The following is a 14,160-nucleotide window of genomic DNA, read 5'->3' on the forward strand; positions in this document are numbered from 1 at the left end:
CAGAGGAAAGAGATTTAAAAAAAAGGGCGTATACAAAAAGTGGTCTATCGAATTAATTTAGATAGACCACTTTTAGTTTTAACTTAAAAAAAGGTGAACAATAGGTGAACACTAACAGTGTAAAGAGTTAATAATCAATGATTTGAATATATTTTGTTTTTAAGGAAAAAAGAAGTAAAAATATAAAAGAAAAACAGAGGTTTTAGTTTTCCAAACTTAAAAAGTAGCTTAAAAGCTCCTCGTTGGGTTCCAGGTTAAGCTTTTTTCTGAGTCTGTAACGCGCTGTTTTTACACTCTCTGGTGTAATCCCTAATATGGTTGCAGATTCTTTAATGTTTAAATTAAGTCGGGTTAGCGCACAAATCCGTAAGTCGTTGGTGCTGAGATTAGGGTGCTTTGCTTTTAGCTTTTCGTTAAAACCTGTGTGCACATCTTCAAAATAACGCTTAAAATCTTCCCAATTCCTATCGATATTAACATGCTGTTTTATAACCCGGTTTAGCTCTCTAATAATTGTGTCATGCTGTTTGGGCGTCGCTGTTTTTAAAGATTCTATTTTTTCTTTAAGTTGCTGGAACAGCTCGCTTTTCTGTACAAAATTAAGCGTGTACGAGGTGAGCTCTTTATTTCTATAGTCTAATTTTTGTTTTAATTCTTGCTGTCTCAGTTTGGCGTTTTCCAATTCGGTTTTAGTAAACTCCTCCTTGGTAATTTGCAATTCTCTACTTTGGGCAATACGTTTTTTAAAATTCAGAAAATAAAATATGGTAAAAAACATAAGGGTTACCAAACCAATTATTAAGCTCCATTTAACAAAATTATTGGAACGCTCTTTTTCGGCAAGCAGTTCCAATGCCTTTTCATTGGCTTCAATTTGGTTGTTAAATTCCAATGCCGAAATACGCATGGTTTTTTCCGAGTTGAAAATACTATCTTTTAAAGACACATATTTATCGTAATATTCTAAAGCTTCTTCTGGTTTTCCCTCAAGTCGTTTTAATGTTTTTAACTCTTGGTAAGCCTCAAGTTCATAGCGTTTTAAATTGTTTTCTTTAGCGCGTTTTATGGCTAAAACCAAATGTTGTTCGGCAGCATCAAATTTATGGTCAAGCATAAGAAGCTTTCCGTATTGGATAAGATTACTGGTCATACCATCGGTATCGTTAACTTTTCTACCGTAAATTATCGATTTTTCAATGTGGTAATAAGCCTGTTCTTTTTCACCTTGCTTAACATACAAAATACCCAACCTGTTGTGGGCTTCGGCAATGCCATAAGTAAAATTAGCATCGGTATGCATTTTTAGTGCGTTTGTTAAATATTCCTTTGCGTCGTAAAGCCTATCCTGTTTTATATAAATCGATGCGATTTTTGTAAACGTTGTGGCAATTCTGCCATCTAAATTTAAAGCGGTAAATTGGGTAATGGCGTCGTCGTACATACTTAAAGCCTTTTCGTCTTCTTGCAGTGCGGCATAAACCATAGCGAGATTTAATGTGCAGTTTGCGGTACCTTCTAAATTGTTTAAGTTTTTATTTTGCTTTAAGGCTTCGTTTAAATGTTTAATGGCATCTAAATGATTGCCCTGCGACCAATACGCTACACCAAGTACGCGATTTGCCTTGGCTTTTCCGGATAGATAGTTAAGGCTATCGGCTAATTTTAAAGCCTGTTTTCCATATTTTAAAGATTCGTTGGAATCTACAATCCAATAATTATAACCCAATGCGTTAACAATATCGACATAAGCTTCAGACTTTGATATTTGGTTTTCAATGGCAACTTTTAAGCTATCAATTTTATGTTGCGAAAAACACACAACTGATATTAACAAAGCATAGATTGATATAAAAACTTTCATTATCTGTTTTGGGTGTGACATAAAAAGGAGTTCAAAGTTAATCTTTTTCTTTAAAATGATGGTTTTATGGCCATTCAAAGTATAGCCATAGTTTAAAGACGTAGTTAGATTAAAAATGTTTCACTTTATAAACGATTTACTTTTGATGCTGAATGTTTTTCAAAAAAAAATCCCAAGTAAAAACTCGGGATTCATTGTATAGTTAAATATCGATTATCGTCTATCCATCAGGATGCATAAAGCGTTGTTTGGCCAATAATTCTTCTTCGGTCTCCACCACATCTTCATCGGGCACACAACAATCAACCGGACAAACCGCAGCACACTGTGGCTCGTCGTGAAACCCTTTACATTCAGTACATTTATCGGGTACAATGTAATAAATTTCGTCGCTAATCGGTTCCTGCGCTTCGTCGGCATCAACCTCTGTCCCGTTGGTTAGTACAACGGTACCTTCTAAACTCGTACCATCTTTATAGCGCCAATCGTCCGCACCTTCATATATTGCTGTATTTGGGCATTCGGGTTCGCATGCGCCACAATTTATACATTCGTCTGTTATTATAATTGCCATAGCGTTTTTTCTCTTGAGTTTGCTTAAATTTGCAGTTGCAAAAATAAAGCCAAAACCATTCATAACCAAATATAGAATGAATTTACAACAAAGAATTAACGCTTTTGTAAAATTAGGAGATTTTATAAGTCAATTTTCTAATGAAGCTATCCAAAAAAAGGATAATGTGGAACACAACGTTTTATTCTTTGACGGGTTTAAGCATCAATTAAAGTTGGCCGAAGAACACAATGGCTGGTTCACTGAAGAAAACATAAAATTTGCCTTAAAAGGGTGGTCCGATTCCTTAACTCTCAAAAACTTAACAACATGGTTGCAGCCTTATAATTTAGATGCTGTTAACCCTAAAACGATCGCCATAATTATGGCAGGCAATATACCGTTGGTAGGGTTTCACGATTTTTTATCGGTGCTCATTTCTGGGCATCGGGTATTGGTTAAGCAATCATCAAACGATAAACATTTACTTCCTTTTTTAGCCAAATATTTAGAGTATGTTGAAAAGGATTTTAAAGGTAAAATTGAATTTACCGAAGAAAAGTTAACAGATTTTGATGCTGTAATTGCCACGGGAAGCAACAATACAGCGCGTTATTTTGAGTATTACTTTAAAGGTAAACCATCTATAATTAGAAATAACCGAAACTCGGTTGCGGTTTTAAACGGCAACGAATCGCAAGGAGATTTGGAAAATTTATCAGAAGATATTTTTAGATATTACGGTTTGGGTTGCAGGAATGTATCAAAACTTTTTGTGCCGAGAAACTATAAATTTGATGCTTTTTTTGAAGCCATTTATCATTGGCATCCCATTGTTGAAAAAGCCAAATACGCTAATAATTACGACTATAATAAAGCCGTGTATTTAATGAGTGAATTTGATATGCTTGAAAACGGCTTTTTTATGATTAAAGAAGATGCAAGCTATACATCGCCCATTGCAACCTTGTTTTACGAATATTACGAAGATGCAGATCAGCTAAAACAAAAATTAAAGGCCGATGCACAACAAATACAATGTGTGGTTTCAAACGGGTTTTTAGACAATGAAATTGCTTTTGGCAGCACACAAAAACCACAACTTTGGGATTATGCAGATGACGTGGATACTATTGCATTTTTAACAGAAATATAGGGCAAAAATTATTATTTTAATAACACAATTTTACATAGAAATTACCACCTTTGCAATCAAAATTAGTCAACAATATAGTTTTTCGCTTTCGTCGAAATAAAAAATAATATTTAATGAAAAAACACAACTTTAACGCAGGACCATCTATTTTACCACAAGAAGTCTTATTAAAAGCTTCTGAAGCAGTAATGGATTATAACAACAGTGGTTTATCTGTAATTGAGATTTCGCACAGAAGTAAAGACTTTGTTGAAATTATGGAAAAAGCCAGAGCATTGGCTTTGGAGTTGCTCGGTTTAGAAGGTAAAGGTTACAAAGCCTTGTTTTTACAAGGTGGTGCTAGCACACAGTTTTTAATGGTGGCTTTAAATCTATTGGAAAAAAGAGCAGGTTATTTAAACTCGGGGACTTGGGCAGACAAAGCCATTAAAGAAGCCAGAATTTATGATGATATTTACGAGGTAGCATCATCAAAAAACGCCAATTATAATTACATTCCTAAAGGTTACGATATTCCTTCAGATTACGATTATTTTCATTTTACAACCAACAATACCATTTTTGGCACACAAATGAAATCGTTCCCAAAATGCGATATCCCAATGGTTTGCGATATGAGTAGCGATATCTTTTCGCGTGCCATAGATTACAGCCAATTCGATTTAATTTACGCCGGTGCACAAAAAAATTTAGGAGCAGCGGGCACAACCTTAGTGGTTATTAAAGAAGATATTTTGGGCAAAGTATCGCGTAAAATTCCATCAATGATGGATTATAAAATGCACATTAGCAAAGGGAGCATGTTTAATACACCACCAGTTTTTGCCGTGTACACATCCATGTTAACTTTAGAGTGGTTAAAAAACCTTGGTGGCATTGAAGCTATTGAAAAGGAAAACGAAAAGAAAGCACGCTTAATGTATTCTGAGATTGATTTGAATCCGTTATTTAAAGGTTTCGCAACCAAAGAAGACCGATCAAACATGAATGCTACATTCACTTTAGAAAACGAAAATTTAAAAGAAACGTTTGAAGCCATGCTGAAAGAAGGTGGAATTAACGGTATAAACGGGCACAGAAGTGTTGGTGGCTACAGAGCCTCAATGTATAACGCATTGCCATTGGACAGCGTTAAAGCTTTAGTTGAAATAATGAGCGAATTGGAAAGTAAGGCGTAATAGATTAGCATTTGGTGTTCCCTCGAAGCAGGGTATCCCATGAAGCTAACTGAAATATAATTATTAAGATTCCCGCCTTTGTGGGAATGACAAAAACAGAATTTAAATGAAAGTATTAGCAAACGACGGTGTTTCTCAAAGCGGTATTGATGCTTTGGAAAAAGCCGGTTACCAAGTCATTACAACAACGGTTTCACAAGAGCAACTAATAAATTACATAAACGAAAATAAAATCGATGTTTTATTGGTGCGCAGTGCCACCAAGGTCCGCAAAGATTTAATTGATGCTTGCCCAAACTTAAAAATTATTGGTCGCGGTGGTGTTGGAATGGATAATATTGATGTTGAATATGCTCGCGAAAAAGGGATTTCGGTTATAAATACACCAGCAGCTTCCTCGCATTCGGTTGCAGAATTGGTATTTGGGCACCTTTACGGATTAGCACGTTACCTGCACAACTCAAACAGAGATATGCCATTGGAAGGCGATAGCAATTTTAAAGGCTTAAAAAAAGCCTATGCTAAAGGTACTGAATTAAAAGGAAAAACCTTAGGTGTTTTAGGTTTTGGCCGAATTGGACAAGCTACCGCAAAAGTAGCTATTGGCGCCGGTATGAAAGTGGTTGCTTTCGATCCGTTTTTGGAAAAAGCCAATTTGCAATTAGACTTTTTTGACGGACAAACCTTGAATTTTGAAATTGAGACCATTTCTAAGCAAGATGTTTTAAAACAATCAGACTTTATTACGTTACACGTTCCATCACAAGAAAGCTACGTTATAGACGAAGCCGAATTTAACATGATGAAAGACGGTGTAATCATTGCCAATGCAGCTCGTGGTGGTGTGGTAAACGAAGTAGCCCTTGTAAAAGCTATTGAAAGCGGTAAAGTAGCACGGGCAGCTTTGGATGTTTTTGAAAAAGAACCTAAGCCGGAAATTCAATTGTTAATGAATCCTTCGTTATCGTTAACACCGCATACCGGTGCAGCAACTAACGAAGCACAAGATAGAATTGGTACAGAATTAGCGTCACAAATTATAAGTATTCTTGGGTAAAGGAATTCTTTTTAATTAAAATGTGACCTAAACGGTATAAGTGAGTCCTAACAATATGTTGGGACTTTTTTTGTACCTTCAACATCCAATTTATTAATCTTAAAAAACAAAATACAATCATGTCAGGAATTTTAGACTTATTAAACAGCGACCTAGGAAAAACCATTGTTAGTGGTGTTTCGGGCTCAACAGGAACCGATGAAACCAGAACGAGCAGTGTTTTAACCATGGCTTTACCGGTATTAATGAAAGCTATGGAAAGAAACACATCAACGCCGGAAGGTGCCCAAGGCTTAATGGGTGCATTAATGAACAAGCACGACGGAAGCATTTTAGATAACCTTGGAGGTTTATTTAGTGGCGGTGTTAATGAAGAGGTTAAAACAGATGGCGATAAAATTCTAAATCATGTTTTAGGAAGCAAGAAGCAAGATGTTGAAAAAATTATTGGCGAAAAATCTGGTTTAGATGCAGGTTCTGTGGCCGATATTCTTAAGGTGGCCGCTCCAATTTTAATGGGTGTTATAGGAAAACAATCCAGACAAAACAATGTGAGTACGCCAAACGATTTGAGTGGATTGCTAGGTGGATTACTTGGTGGTAGCGCAGCCAAAGAAGAACAAAGTTTTTTAGAAAAAATATTGGATGCCGATGGCGACGGTAGTGTTATTGACGACGTTGCAGGAATGGTATTGGGAAGTGCCAAGAAAAAAGGCGGACTAGGTGGCTTATTAGGCGGCCTTTTTGGAGGAAAATAAAATAAATTCGTTTTATAGAATTAAAAATGCCAACCATTGTGTTTGGTATTTTTTTTTAAAATCAGTTAAAAATCAATCGATTAAGGAATGATTTTTGTATCTTTAAATTAAAAAAATTTAAGTTATGAAAACGTTTCTCTATCTAATCCTAGTCTTAGGTTTTCTTATTGGATGCAATTCCTCAAAAAAGATACCTTCTTCAAACAACGAAGTAACAAATAAAGTAACCCAGAACGATACGGTAAAAATTGCCAACAATGAGCTGGAATACGAAATAATTATTATCGAACCGGGATTTAATTTTTGGTTGGCAAGCAGAGCAAAACCAGAAGGTTACTATTCGCAACAATTTTTGGAAAACAGAAATTATCTTTACGTTACAGAATGGAATAGTAGGGTTATGCAGCCACAGCGCTTTAATCCGGACCTTTACGAATTGCGTATTGATTATCAACCAGGAATTGATTATGGCTACGATGTAAATTATAAACTTTATAATTACTTTATCTACTTCCAATTAACTTATAAGCAACAATTAGCTGGTTTTACACCTAGAATTTAAAACACTTTAACTATTTTTGCTCTCAAAATTTTTATAGTGAAGAAATTTAAAGAGCATTGGCAAATACATAAAAATTGGCAACTTATTTTTCCCCTTTTGGGATTAATAGCTTTAGGTTACTCATCTTATAAATTATCTAAAGTGCTTTTAAAAGATGTCCAAATCATGTTAACGTTATTGTTAAGTGGTGTTATCTTTTTTATACTTTTAAAGTTAACTCTTTTCATTTTCAATAAATTGGAAAAAAAATGGAATGTCACCTTTAAATGGGAAATGATAAGCATTTTTTTGGTGTTTGCAACCACGGGTACGTCATCATTATTTGTAAGCAGGCCACTCATTAAACTCATGGGCATAAATAAAGAGAACCTGCCAACTTATACGTATTGGGTATTGTATATAGTTATCGGATTTATTTTTTATCAAATACTTCTGGTTTTAATAGGATGGCTTTTTGGGCAATACAAGTTTTTTTGGGATTTTGAAAAAAAGATGCTTCGTAAAATCGGCTTTAAACGCTTTTTTGATTAATGCAGAGTATTAAAGAACATATCGCTTTTAAGGTTATTACACTGTGTATTGCTGCTCTGTTTTTAGTGCCATCGGCTGTAAAGTTTGCACATATATTTACCCACCACACCCACGAAGTTTGTGAAGGATATAACACCACCCATATACATAAGGTTGATGTGGATTGCGATTTTTACAAGTTTAAACTCAATAAAAATTTCACGTATTCTTTTTTTTATGTTGATTTGTTTTTAGAGCAAATTGACACCCAACAAATTGCATCACAATATTATTTTCTTAGTAAATACCAACGCTTACAAACTTCACTTCGCGGTCCGCCGACATTAATTTAATACCATTATAAAATTGTTGAAATTAGTTTTCAGCTTAAAATAATTATTAAATTAAAAATTCATATATGAAGTTGTTTCTCAATATATTGCTAGTATTGGCAGTATCAAATATATATTCTCAAAACAAAATAGAAGGCATCGTAACCGATGCTAGCACAAATATAGAATTAGTTTATGTAACCGTTTACGTGCCTCATTTAGAAAAAGGCACAAGCACTAACGAAAATGGTGAGTTTACTTTAAATGATTTACCCACAGGCACGCATATTTTGCTGTTTTCAATGATGGGTTACGAAACCCAATCGATAGCTATTACCATTCCGTTAAACAACCCTTTATCCGTTCAATTAAAACCTTCAGCCATTGAAATGGAAAGCATTATTATTTCCACACCTTTTCATAAACTACAGCGCGATAATGTTATGAAAGTTGAGCACAAAAACGTAGCGGACTTAAAGGCAAGTGGTGCCATAACATTGGCCGACGGCATTACGAATATTGCCGGTGTAGAAAGTGTTACTACGGGCATAGGCATTGGTAAACCTGTAATTAGAGGTTTGAGTTCTAACCGTGTTTTGGTTTACACGCAAGGCGTTCGGTTGGAAAATCAGCAATTCGGCAGCGAACACGGACTGGGAGTTAACGATGCCGGTGTTGAAAGTGTTGAGGTTATAAAAGGGCCAGCTTCGTTGCTTTACGGTAGCGATGCTTTGGGCGGCGTGCTTTATCTTAACCCCGAAAGATTTGCCAATAACAATACCGATTCAGGCGATTTTGGTACTAATTATTACAGCAACACCAAAGGCTTTAGTACCAATGCGGGATATAAATCTTCGGTAAATAATTTTAAATTTTTATTTAGAGGAAGTCTTACCGAACATTCAGATTACAAAACAAAAGCATATCGAGTTACCAATACGCGTTATAGAGAGCAGGATTTTAAAGCAGGTTTGGGCTATCAAAACCAAGCGATTAAAACGGCTTTTCGATATAATCTCAACAATTCTAAATTGGGCATTCCAGAAGAAATCGGAGAGCAATCAACAAACAAAACGCCGTTGTTGCCGTTTCAGAATATTACAAACCATATATTTAGTTCAAAATCGGTTTTGTTTTTCAACAACTCGAAATTAGACCTCAATTTGGGATATATTTATAATGATAGAAAAGAGTTTGAAGATCATCACCATCATGAAACCGAAGAAGAGCACGAACAACATGAAGGGGAAGAAGAAGACGATATGTTAGAAGCGGCACTTCGAATGAAACTAAAAACATTTAATTACGATGTAAAATATCATCTCCCAAAACTGGGCAAATTTGAAACCATAATTGGTGCCCAAGGGATGAATCAAATCAATTCAAATTATGGCGAAGAAGAATTGATACCAGATGCGACAACCAACGATTTTGGTGTTTTGGCAACTTCTCATATTCATTTTGAAAACATAGATATTCAACTTGGGGCACGTTTTGATAACCGGAACATCAATGTAGTTTCAAGCATAAACAAAAGCTTCAATAGTTTTAACGGGGCTTTCGGAATCAAAAAAAACATTGCGGAAAACATTACCGCACGATTAAATTTTGCAACAGGATTTAGAGCGCCTAATTTATCCGAACTTACATCGGATGGGAGTCACGAAGGAACGAATCGATACGAAATAGGAAACATCGATTTAAAAAGCGAACAAAACTTTCAAACCGATGTCGCTTTGGAATTGAAAAACGAACATTTAGAAATTTTTGTAAACGGTTTTTACAACCAAATAAACAACTATATTTTCCTTTCGCCCAACAGCAATGTTATTGATAATACGCCTGTTTTTGTGTATTTACAAAACGACGCTAAACTTTATGGCGGCGAATTTGGGTTGCATTTGCATCCGCACCCTTTGGATTGGTTGCATTTTGAGTCGAGTTTTGAAACCGTTACGGGAAAGCAAAAGGATGATACGTATTTACCGCTAATCCCTGCAAACTCGATAAGTAATATTATAAGAATTGAATTTGAAGATAATTGGATTAAAAAAGGCTATGCTTTTGTGAAGTTAAAATCGACATTCAAACAAAATAACGTGAGTGCTTTTGAAACCAATACCAATGGCTACAGTCTTTTAAGCGCTGGTTTAGGTGGAGATTTTTCGGTATTTAAAAATGAGTTGAGCGTTACGCTTTCCGGAAATAATTTAACCAATAAAACGTATGTAAATCATTTGTCGCGGTTAAAACCCGATGGTATATTTAATATGGGCAGATCTATTAATTTAGGATTTACCTATAGCTTATAACTAAAAAAGAAGCTGTCTAAAAGGTCTTACCCTATGTCATATTGAGCTTGTCGAAATATTTTAACTTACTGATAATCAAGATCGGTTTCGACAAGCTCAACCTGACAAATTAAATTCAAACGACTTTTTAGACAGCTTCTGCTTTTATAATCATATTATTATTCATTTTCAGCTTCAACCTCAATCACAATAGGCTTTTCTTCCTTTTGAAAAACATAGGTTAAAAACCACATAATCGTAAAGGTTGGAATAATGTCAAGACCCGGAATGGCCTCTTCAATAAACGATACAACACCTGCCACTTTACCTCTTGTCCCTTTATACATTTTACTCATTAAATAGGCCGATGCCGGTGCCCAAATGATATCTAAAAGGGTCAGCATACCAACAATATCAAACAATATGCTTAAGGTTAATTTTTTGTTTTTACTTAAATTTTCTAAATTCATAGGGCTTGTTTTAATCTAAATAACGCAAAAAATATACCAAAAATTACTTTCCAATCAGTTTTAAAAACTCGTTTCTGGTTTCAATTTTTTCAAACTGTCCCCTAAACCCAGAAGTTGTTGTTATCGAGTTTTGTTTTTGCACACCGCGCATCATCATACACATGTGCGACGCTTCAATAACCACAGCAACGCCTTGTGGTTTTAAGGTATCGTTTATGCAATCTAAAACCTGTTCGGTTAAGCGTTCTTGCACTTGCAGTCGTCTAGCAAATATATCTACAATTCGGGGCAATTTACTTAACCCGACTATTTGTCCGTTCGGGATGTATGCAATGTGGGCTTTACCAAAAAAAGGTAAAATATGGTGTTCGCAAAGCGAATATAATTCGATATCCTTCACAATCACCATTTCGTTGTAAGACTCTTTAAACATGGCGCTTTTAAGAACTTCAACCGGATCTTGGTTGTAGCCTTGGGTTAAAAATTGCATCGCTTTTGCGGCACGCTCGGGAGTTTTTAACAAACCATCACGTTGGGTATCTTCGCCTAAATCTTCAATAATGTTTTTATATCTGTCCTTAACATCGTCGGTTACCTGAATGTTGTACTCTTCAAAACTTTTATATGGCATGCTGTGTTTTTTATTAAAATTTATAGCTTAAGCGAGAATGACATTTTTACTGAAACATCAAAACCATGCTTCAAAACATTCTTGTTCGAATAAAAATAGTCAAAAAAACTTAGACGTTATCTTCTTATTAAAATTTCAAAAAAATATTAACAATTAGTTTGTTTTTTTAACGTTTACTTAAGATTAATACGGTTTTAACAAAAGTACATTTGTTAAAAGTGTAACAATTTTTGATTAATATGGTCTTTTAACCATCAACCAAAACAACAAAAATCAACCTTAATGAGGCAACCAACAACGCTCTGCTTTATTTTATTATTCTCTTTTTTTGCCTTTGCCCAGGATAAAAAAACCTTAAATATTGTAAGGACTGATAAGCCGCCGAAAATTGATGGTGTGCTAAATGACCCGGCATGGGAACAGGCAAACGAAGCCAAAGACTTTACTCAGTTTAGACCGGAAATGGGTGTAGCAGAGAAAGCGCATCAAAAAACGGTTGTAAAGATAACTTATGATGACAACGCCATTTATATTGCTGCCTATTTAAAAGATTATCCAGAGGATATTCAAAAACAATTTTCGACCCGCGATAATTTTGGGCAATCCGATTTTTTTGGTGTGGTGTTGAACCCTAATAACGATGCCCAAAACGATACCGAATTTTTTGTGTTTAGCTCAGGCAATCAGGCTGATGCTGTGGCTTCGCCGAGTATTGATAACGGCGAGGATTTTGGATGGAATGCCGTTTGGGATAGTGCCGTTAAAATTGTTGACGACGGGTGGATTGTAGAAATGAAAATTCCGTACCGAGCCCTTCGGTTTTCTAACGATGAGGTACAAACTTGGGGCGTGCAGTTTCACAGACGATTTAGAGTTGATAACTCGCAATATTCTTGGAATCCTATTGACAGAACCAAAGGAAATGTTGGTTTATATCACGGCGAATTAACCGGCATTAAAAACATTAAACCACCAACGCGTTTGAGTTTTTATCCGTTTGTGTCGGGCATTTCAACATCTTTTGATGGTGAACGCGAAACCGATTTTAACGTTGGGTTGGATGTTAAATACGGCATCACCGAAAATTTTACTTTAGATGCCACTTTAATACCCGATTTTAGTCAGGCAGCTTTTGATAACGTAAGATTGAACCTTGGCCCGTTTGAGCAAACATTTAGCGAACAACGCCAGTTTTTTAAAGAAGGTGTCGATTTGTTCAACAAAGGCGATTTGTTTTTTTCAAGGCGTATTGGTAATGCACCTGTGGAACAAGATCGTGTTGAGGACGAACTGATTAACAATAGCAATATTAACGAGGAAATTATCGATAACCCAGACATTGTTAAAACATTAAATGCCGTTAAGGTTTCGGGGCGTACAAAAAAAGGATTGGGTGTTGGTTTTTTTAATGCCGTAACCGAAAAAACGCAGGTTAAAATAAAAACCACCGAATACATTAGAGATCAAAACACACAAGCCATAACAGATAGTGTTATTTCATACAGGAATAGAGTTACCGAACCGCTTGCCAATTACAACATTTTGGTGCTCGACCAACAGTTTAATGGCAATTCTTCAGTAAGTCTTATAAACACCAATGTAACAAGAGATGGTGGTTTTAGAGACGCCAATGTTACGGGGTTTTTAGCCGATATTTCAAATAAAAGAAACACCTATAATATTCGTGGTCAAGTAAAAATGAGCAATGTGAATTTGCCCGATGGCGTGAGTACAGGTTTAAGTTCATTCTTTATGGTGGGAAAAACACATGGTAAGTACCGCTATAGTTTCGACCATAGTTTTGCAGATGAAGAATACGATATCAACGATTTGGGATTGAACAACCGAAACAACTATAACAATTTTGGTTTTGATGCTTCCTATCAAATTTTTGAACCTACTGAAAAGTTGAATGATTTTAGGTTTAACACTTGGGTAAATTACCGCCGGTTGTACAACCCGAGTACTTTTACTGGGGCAAACCTTGGAATGCGTGTTAATGCACAAACCAAAAAATTGATGTGGTTTGGGGCCCGGGTAAATTTTGATTTGGGAAAACAATACGACTACTTTGAACCCCGCGATTTTGAAAACAAACGCTTTTTTATTTACAAAAACTTCGGATCGGCCGGTGTTTGGTTTGAAACCAATGCCAATAAAACATTTTCAGTTGAAGCCAATTTAGGGTCGTTTACCATGTTTGACAAAGAAAGAGATTTGTTTGGCTATGAGTTTGAGGTGGAACCCACCATAAGATTTAATGATAAGTTTAGGGTGTCTTATGAATTTGAATACCAAAACAACAAAGGAAGTCGCGGTTTTGTTGATAATATAAATGTTGATATTGTTTTTGGCGAACGCGATGTGGTTTCGGTTGAAAACGGTCTTTCAGGAGCCTATAATTTTAATCCGCTACACGCCATAAGCCTAACTTTTAGAAACTTTTGGAGCACCGTAAACTACGATTACCAACTGTTTATTCTTGAAAACGACGGCACACTTTCAGCAAATAACGGCTACAATGTAGATAGCATAGCTGAAAGCCCGAATATTAATTTCAATACTTGGAATTTAGATTTGCGTTACTCGTGGCAATTTGCTCCGGGTAGCCAACTTACCGCGTTGTACCGAAACTCGTTATTCAATTCAGACTCGGCCTCAAAAGACAATTATTTTAATAGTTTAAACACCTTATTCGATCAACCTATACAACATGTGTTTTCATTAAAACTTCAATACTTTATCGATTATTCAAATCTTAAAAATGTTTTTAAAAAGAAAAGTAACAGCTAATCGTTGCT

The 14,160-nt window shown here is 35.5% G+C and carries 13 protein-coding genes; 9 read left to right on the plus strand and 4 right to left on the minus strand.

Going from position 1 to position 14,160, the window contains the following annotated elements; genetic code table 11:
• Positions 1-202: 202 nt before the first annotated feature.
• A complete protein-coding gene (locus tag RNZ47_RS11200) occupies positions 203-1,861 on the minus strand; it encodes a tetratricopeptide repeat protein (protein WP_311939981.1) in 1,659 nt (552 codons plus the stop codon).
• A 220-nt stretch (positions 1,862-2,081) separates the two neighbouring features.
• Positions 2,082-2,435: a 4Fe-4S dicluster domain-containing protein gene (locus RNZ47_RS11205; RefSeq protein ID WP_311939983.1), complete on the minus strand. Its 354-nt coding sequence runs from the start codon at positions 2,433-2,435 to the stop codon at positions 2,082-2,084.
• 76 nt (positions 2,436-2,511) lie between these two features.
• On the opposite strand from RNZ47_RS11205, the gene RNZ47_RS11210 reads away from it, so the two are divergent.
• The 8 genes from RNZ47_RS11210 to RNZ47_RS11245 all read left to right on the plus strand — a co-directional run bounded on the left by RNZ47_RS11210 (position 2,512) and on the right by RNZ47_RS11245 (position 10,279).
• Entirely contained in the window at positions 2,512-3,570 is a 1,059-nt protein-coding gene (locus RNZ47_RS11210; RefSeq protein WP_311939985.1) for an acyl-CoA reductase, read from the plus strand.
• A 113-nt stretch (positions 3,571-3,683) separates the two neighbouring features.
• Positions 3,684-4,748 carry a 3-phosphoserine/phosphohydroxythreonine transaminase gene (serC, locus tag RNZ47_RS11215; protein ID WP_311939986.1) on the plus strand — a complete coding sequence of 355 codons (1,065 nt, stop codon included), beginning with the start codon at positions 3,684-3,686 and terminating at the stop codon, positions 4,746-4,748.
• A 106-nt stretch (positions 4,749-4,854) separates the two neighbouring features.
• Positions 4,855-5,805 carry a D-2-hydroxyacid dehydrogenase gene (locus tag RNZ47_RS11220; protein ID WP_311939988.1) on the plus strand — a complete coding sequence of 317 codons (951 nt, stop codon included), beginning with the start codon at positions 4,855-4,857 and terminating at the stop codon, positions 5,803-5,805.
• A 119-nt stretch (positions 5,806-5,924) separates the two neighbouring features.
• Positions 5,925-6,563, plus strand: coding sequence for a DUF937 domain-containing protein (locus RNZ47_RS11225; RefSeq protein WP_311939990.1), 639 nt, complete (start codon positions 5,925-5,927; stop codon positions 6,561-6,563).
• A 124-nt stretch (positions 6,564-6,687) separates the two neighbouring features.
• Positions 6,688-7,125, plus strand: coding sequence for a DUF6146 family protein (locus RNZ47_RS11230; protein WP_311939992.1), 438 nt, complete (start codon positions 6,688-6,690; stop codon positions 7,123-7,125).
• A gap of 36 nt (positions 7,126-7,161) precedes the next feature.
• Positions 7,162-7,656, plus strand: coding sequence for a DUF6787 family protein (locus RNZ47_RS11235; protein ID WP_311939994.1), 495 nt, complete (start codon positions 7,162-7,164; stop codon positions 7,654-7,656).
• The gene (locus RNZ47_RS11240) at positions 7,656-7,988 is read left to right on the plus strand and encodes a hypothetical protein (RefSeq protein WP_311939996.1); all 333 of its coding nucleotides are present in this window, start codon (positions 7,656-7,658) and stop codon (positions 7,986-7,988) included. The genes RNZ47_RS11235 and RNZ47_RS11240 overlap by 1 nt, the downstream gene beginning before the upstream one ends.
• Positions 7,989-8,053: 65 nt before the next feature.
• Positions 8,054-10,279, plus strand: a complete 2,226-nt coding sequence (locus RNZ47_RS11245; RefSeq protein ID WP_311939999.1) for a TonB-dependent receptor — start codon at positions 8,054-8,056, stop codon at positions 10,277-10,279.
• Between the two features lie 158 nt (positions 10,280-10,437).
• Here RNZ47_RS11245 and RNZ47_RS11250 read toward each other — a convergent pair whose 3' ends face one another.
• Both RNZ47_RS11250 and folE read right to left on the minus strand, forming a co-directional pair.
• Positions 10,438-10,728, minus strand: coding sequence for a hypothetical protein (locus tag RNZ47_RS11250; protein WP_311940001.1), 291 nt, complete (start codon positions 10,726-10,728; stop codon positions 10,438-10,440).
• A 43-nt stretch (positions 10,729-10,771) separates the two neighbouring features.
• A complete protein-coding gene (folE, locus tag RNZ47_RS11255; RefSeq protein ID WP_311940003.1) occupies positions 10,772-11,359 on the minus strand; it encodes a GTP cyclohydrolase I FolE in 588 nt (195 codons plus the stop codon).
• A 282-nt stretch (positions 11,360-11,641) separates the two neighbouring features.
• Between folE and RNZ47_RS11260 the strand changes: the two genes are divergently transcribed.
• Positions 11,642-14,152 (plus strand): DUF5916 domain-containing protein, encoded by a 2,511-nt coding sequence (locus RNZ47_RS11260; RefSeq protein ID WP_311940005.1) that lies wholly within the window; start codon positions 11,642-11,644, stop codon positions 14,150-14,152.
• Positions 14,153-14,160: the final 8 nt, after the last annotated feature.

This window comes from Hwangdonia seohaensis, from assembly GCF_031932625.1.
GTDB lineage: Bacteria > Bacteroidota > Bacteroidia > Flavobacteriales > Flavobacteriaceae > Hwangdonia > Hwangdonia seohaensis.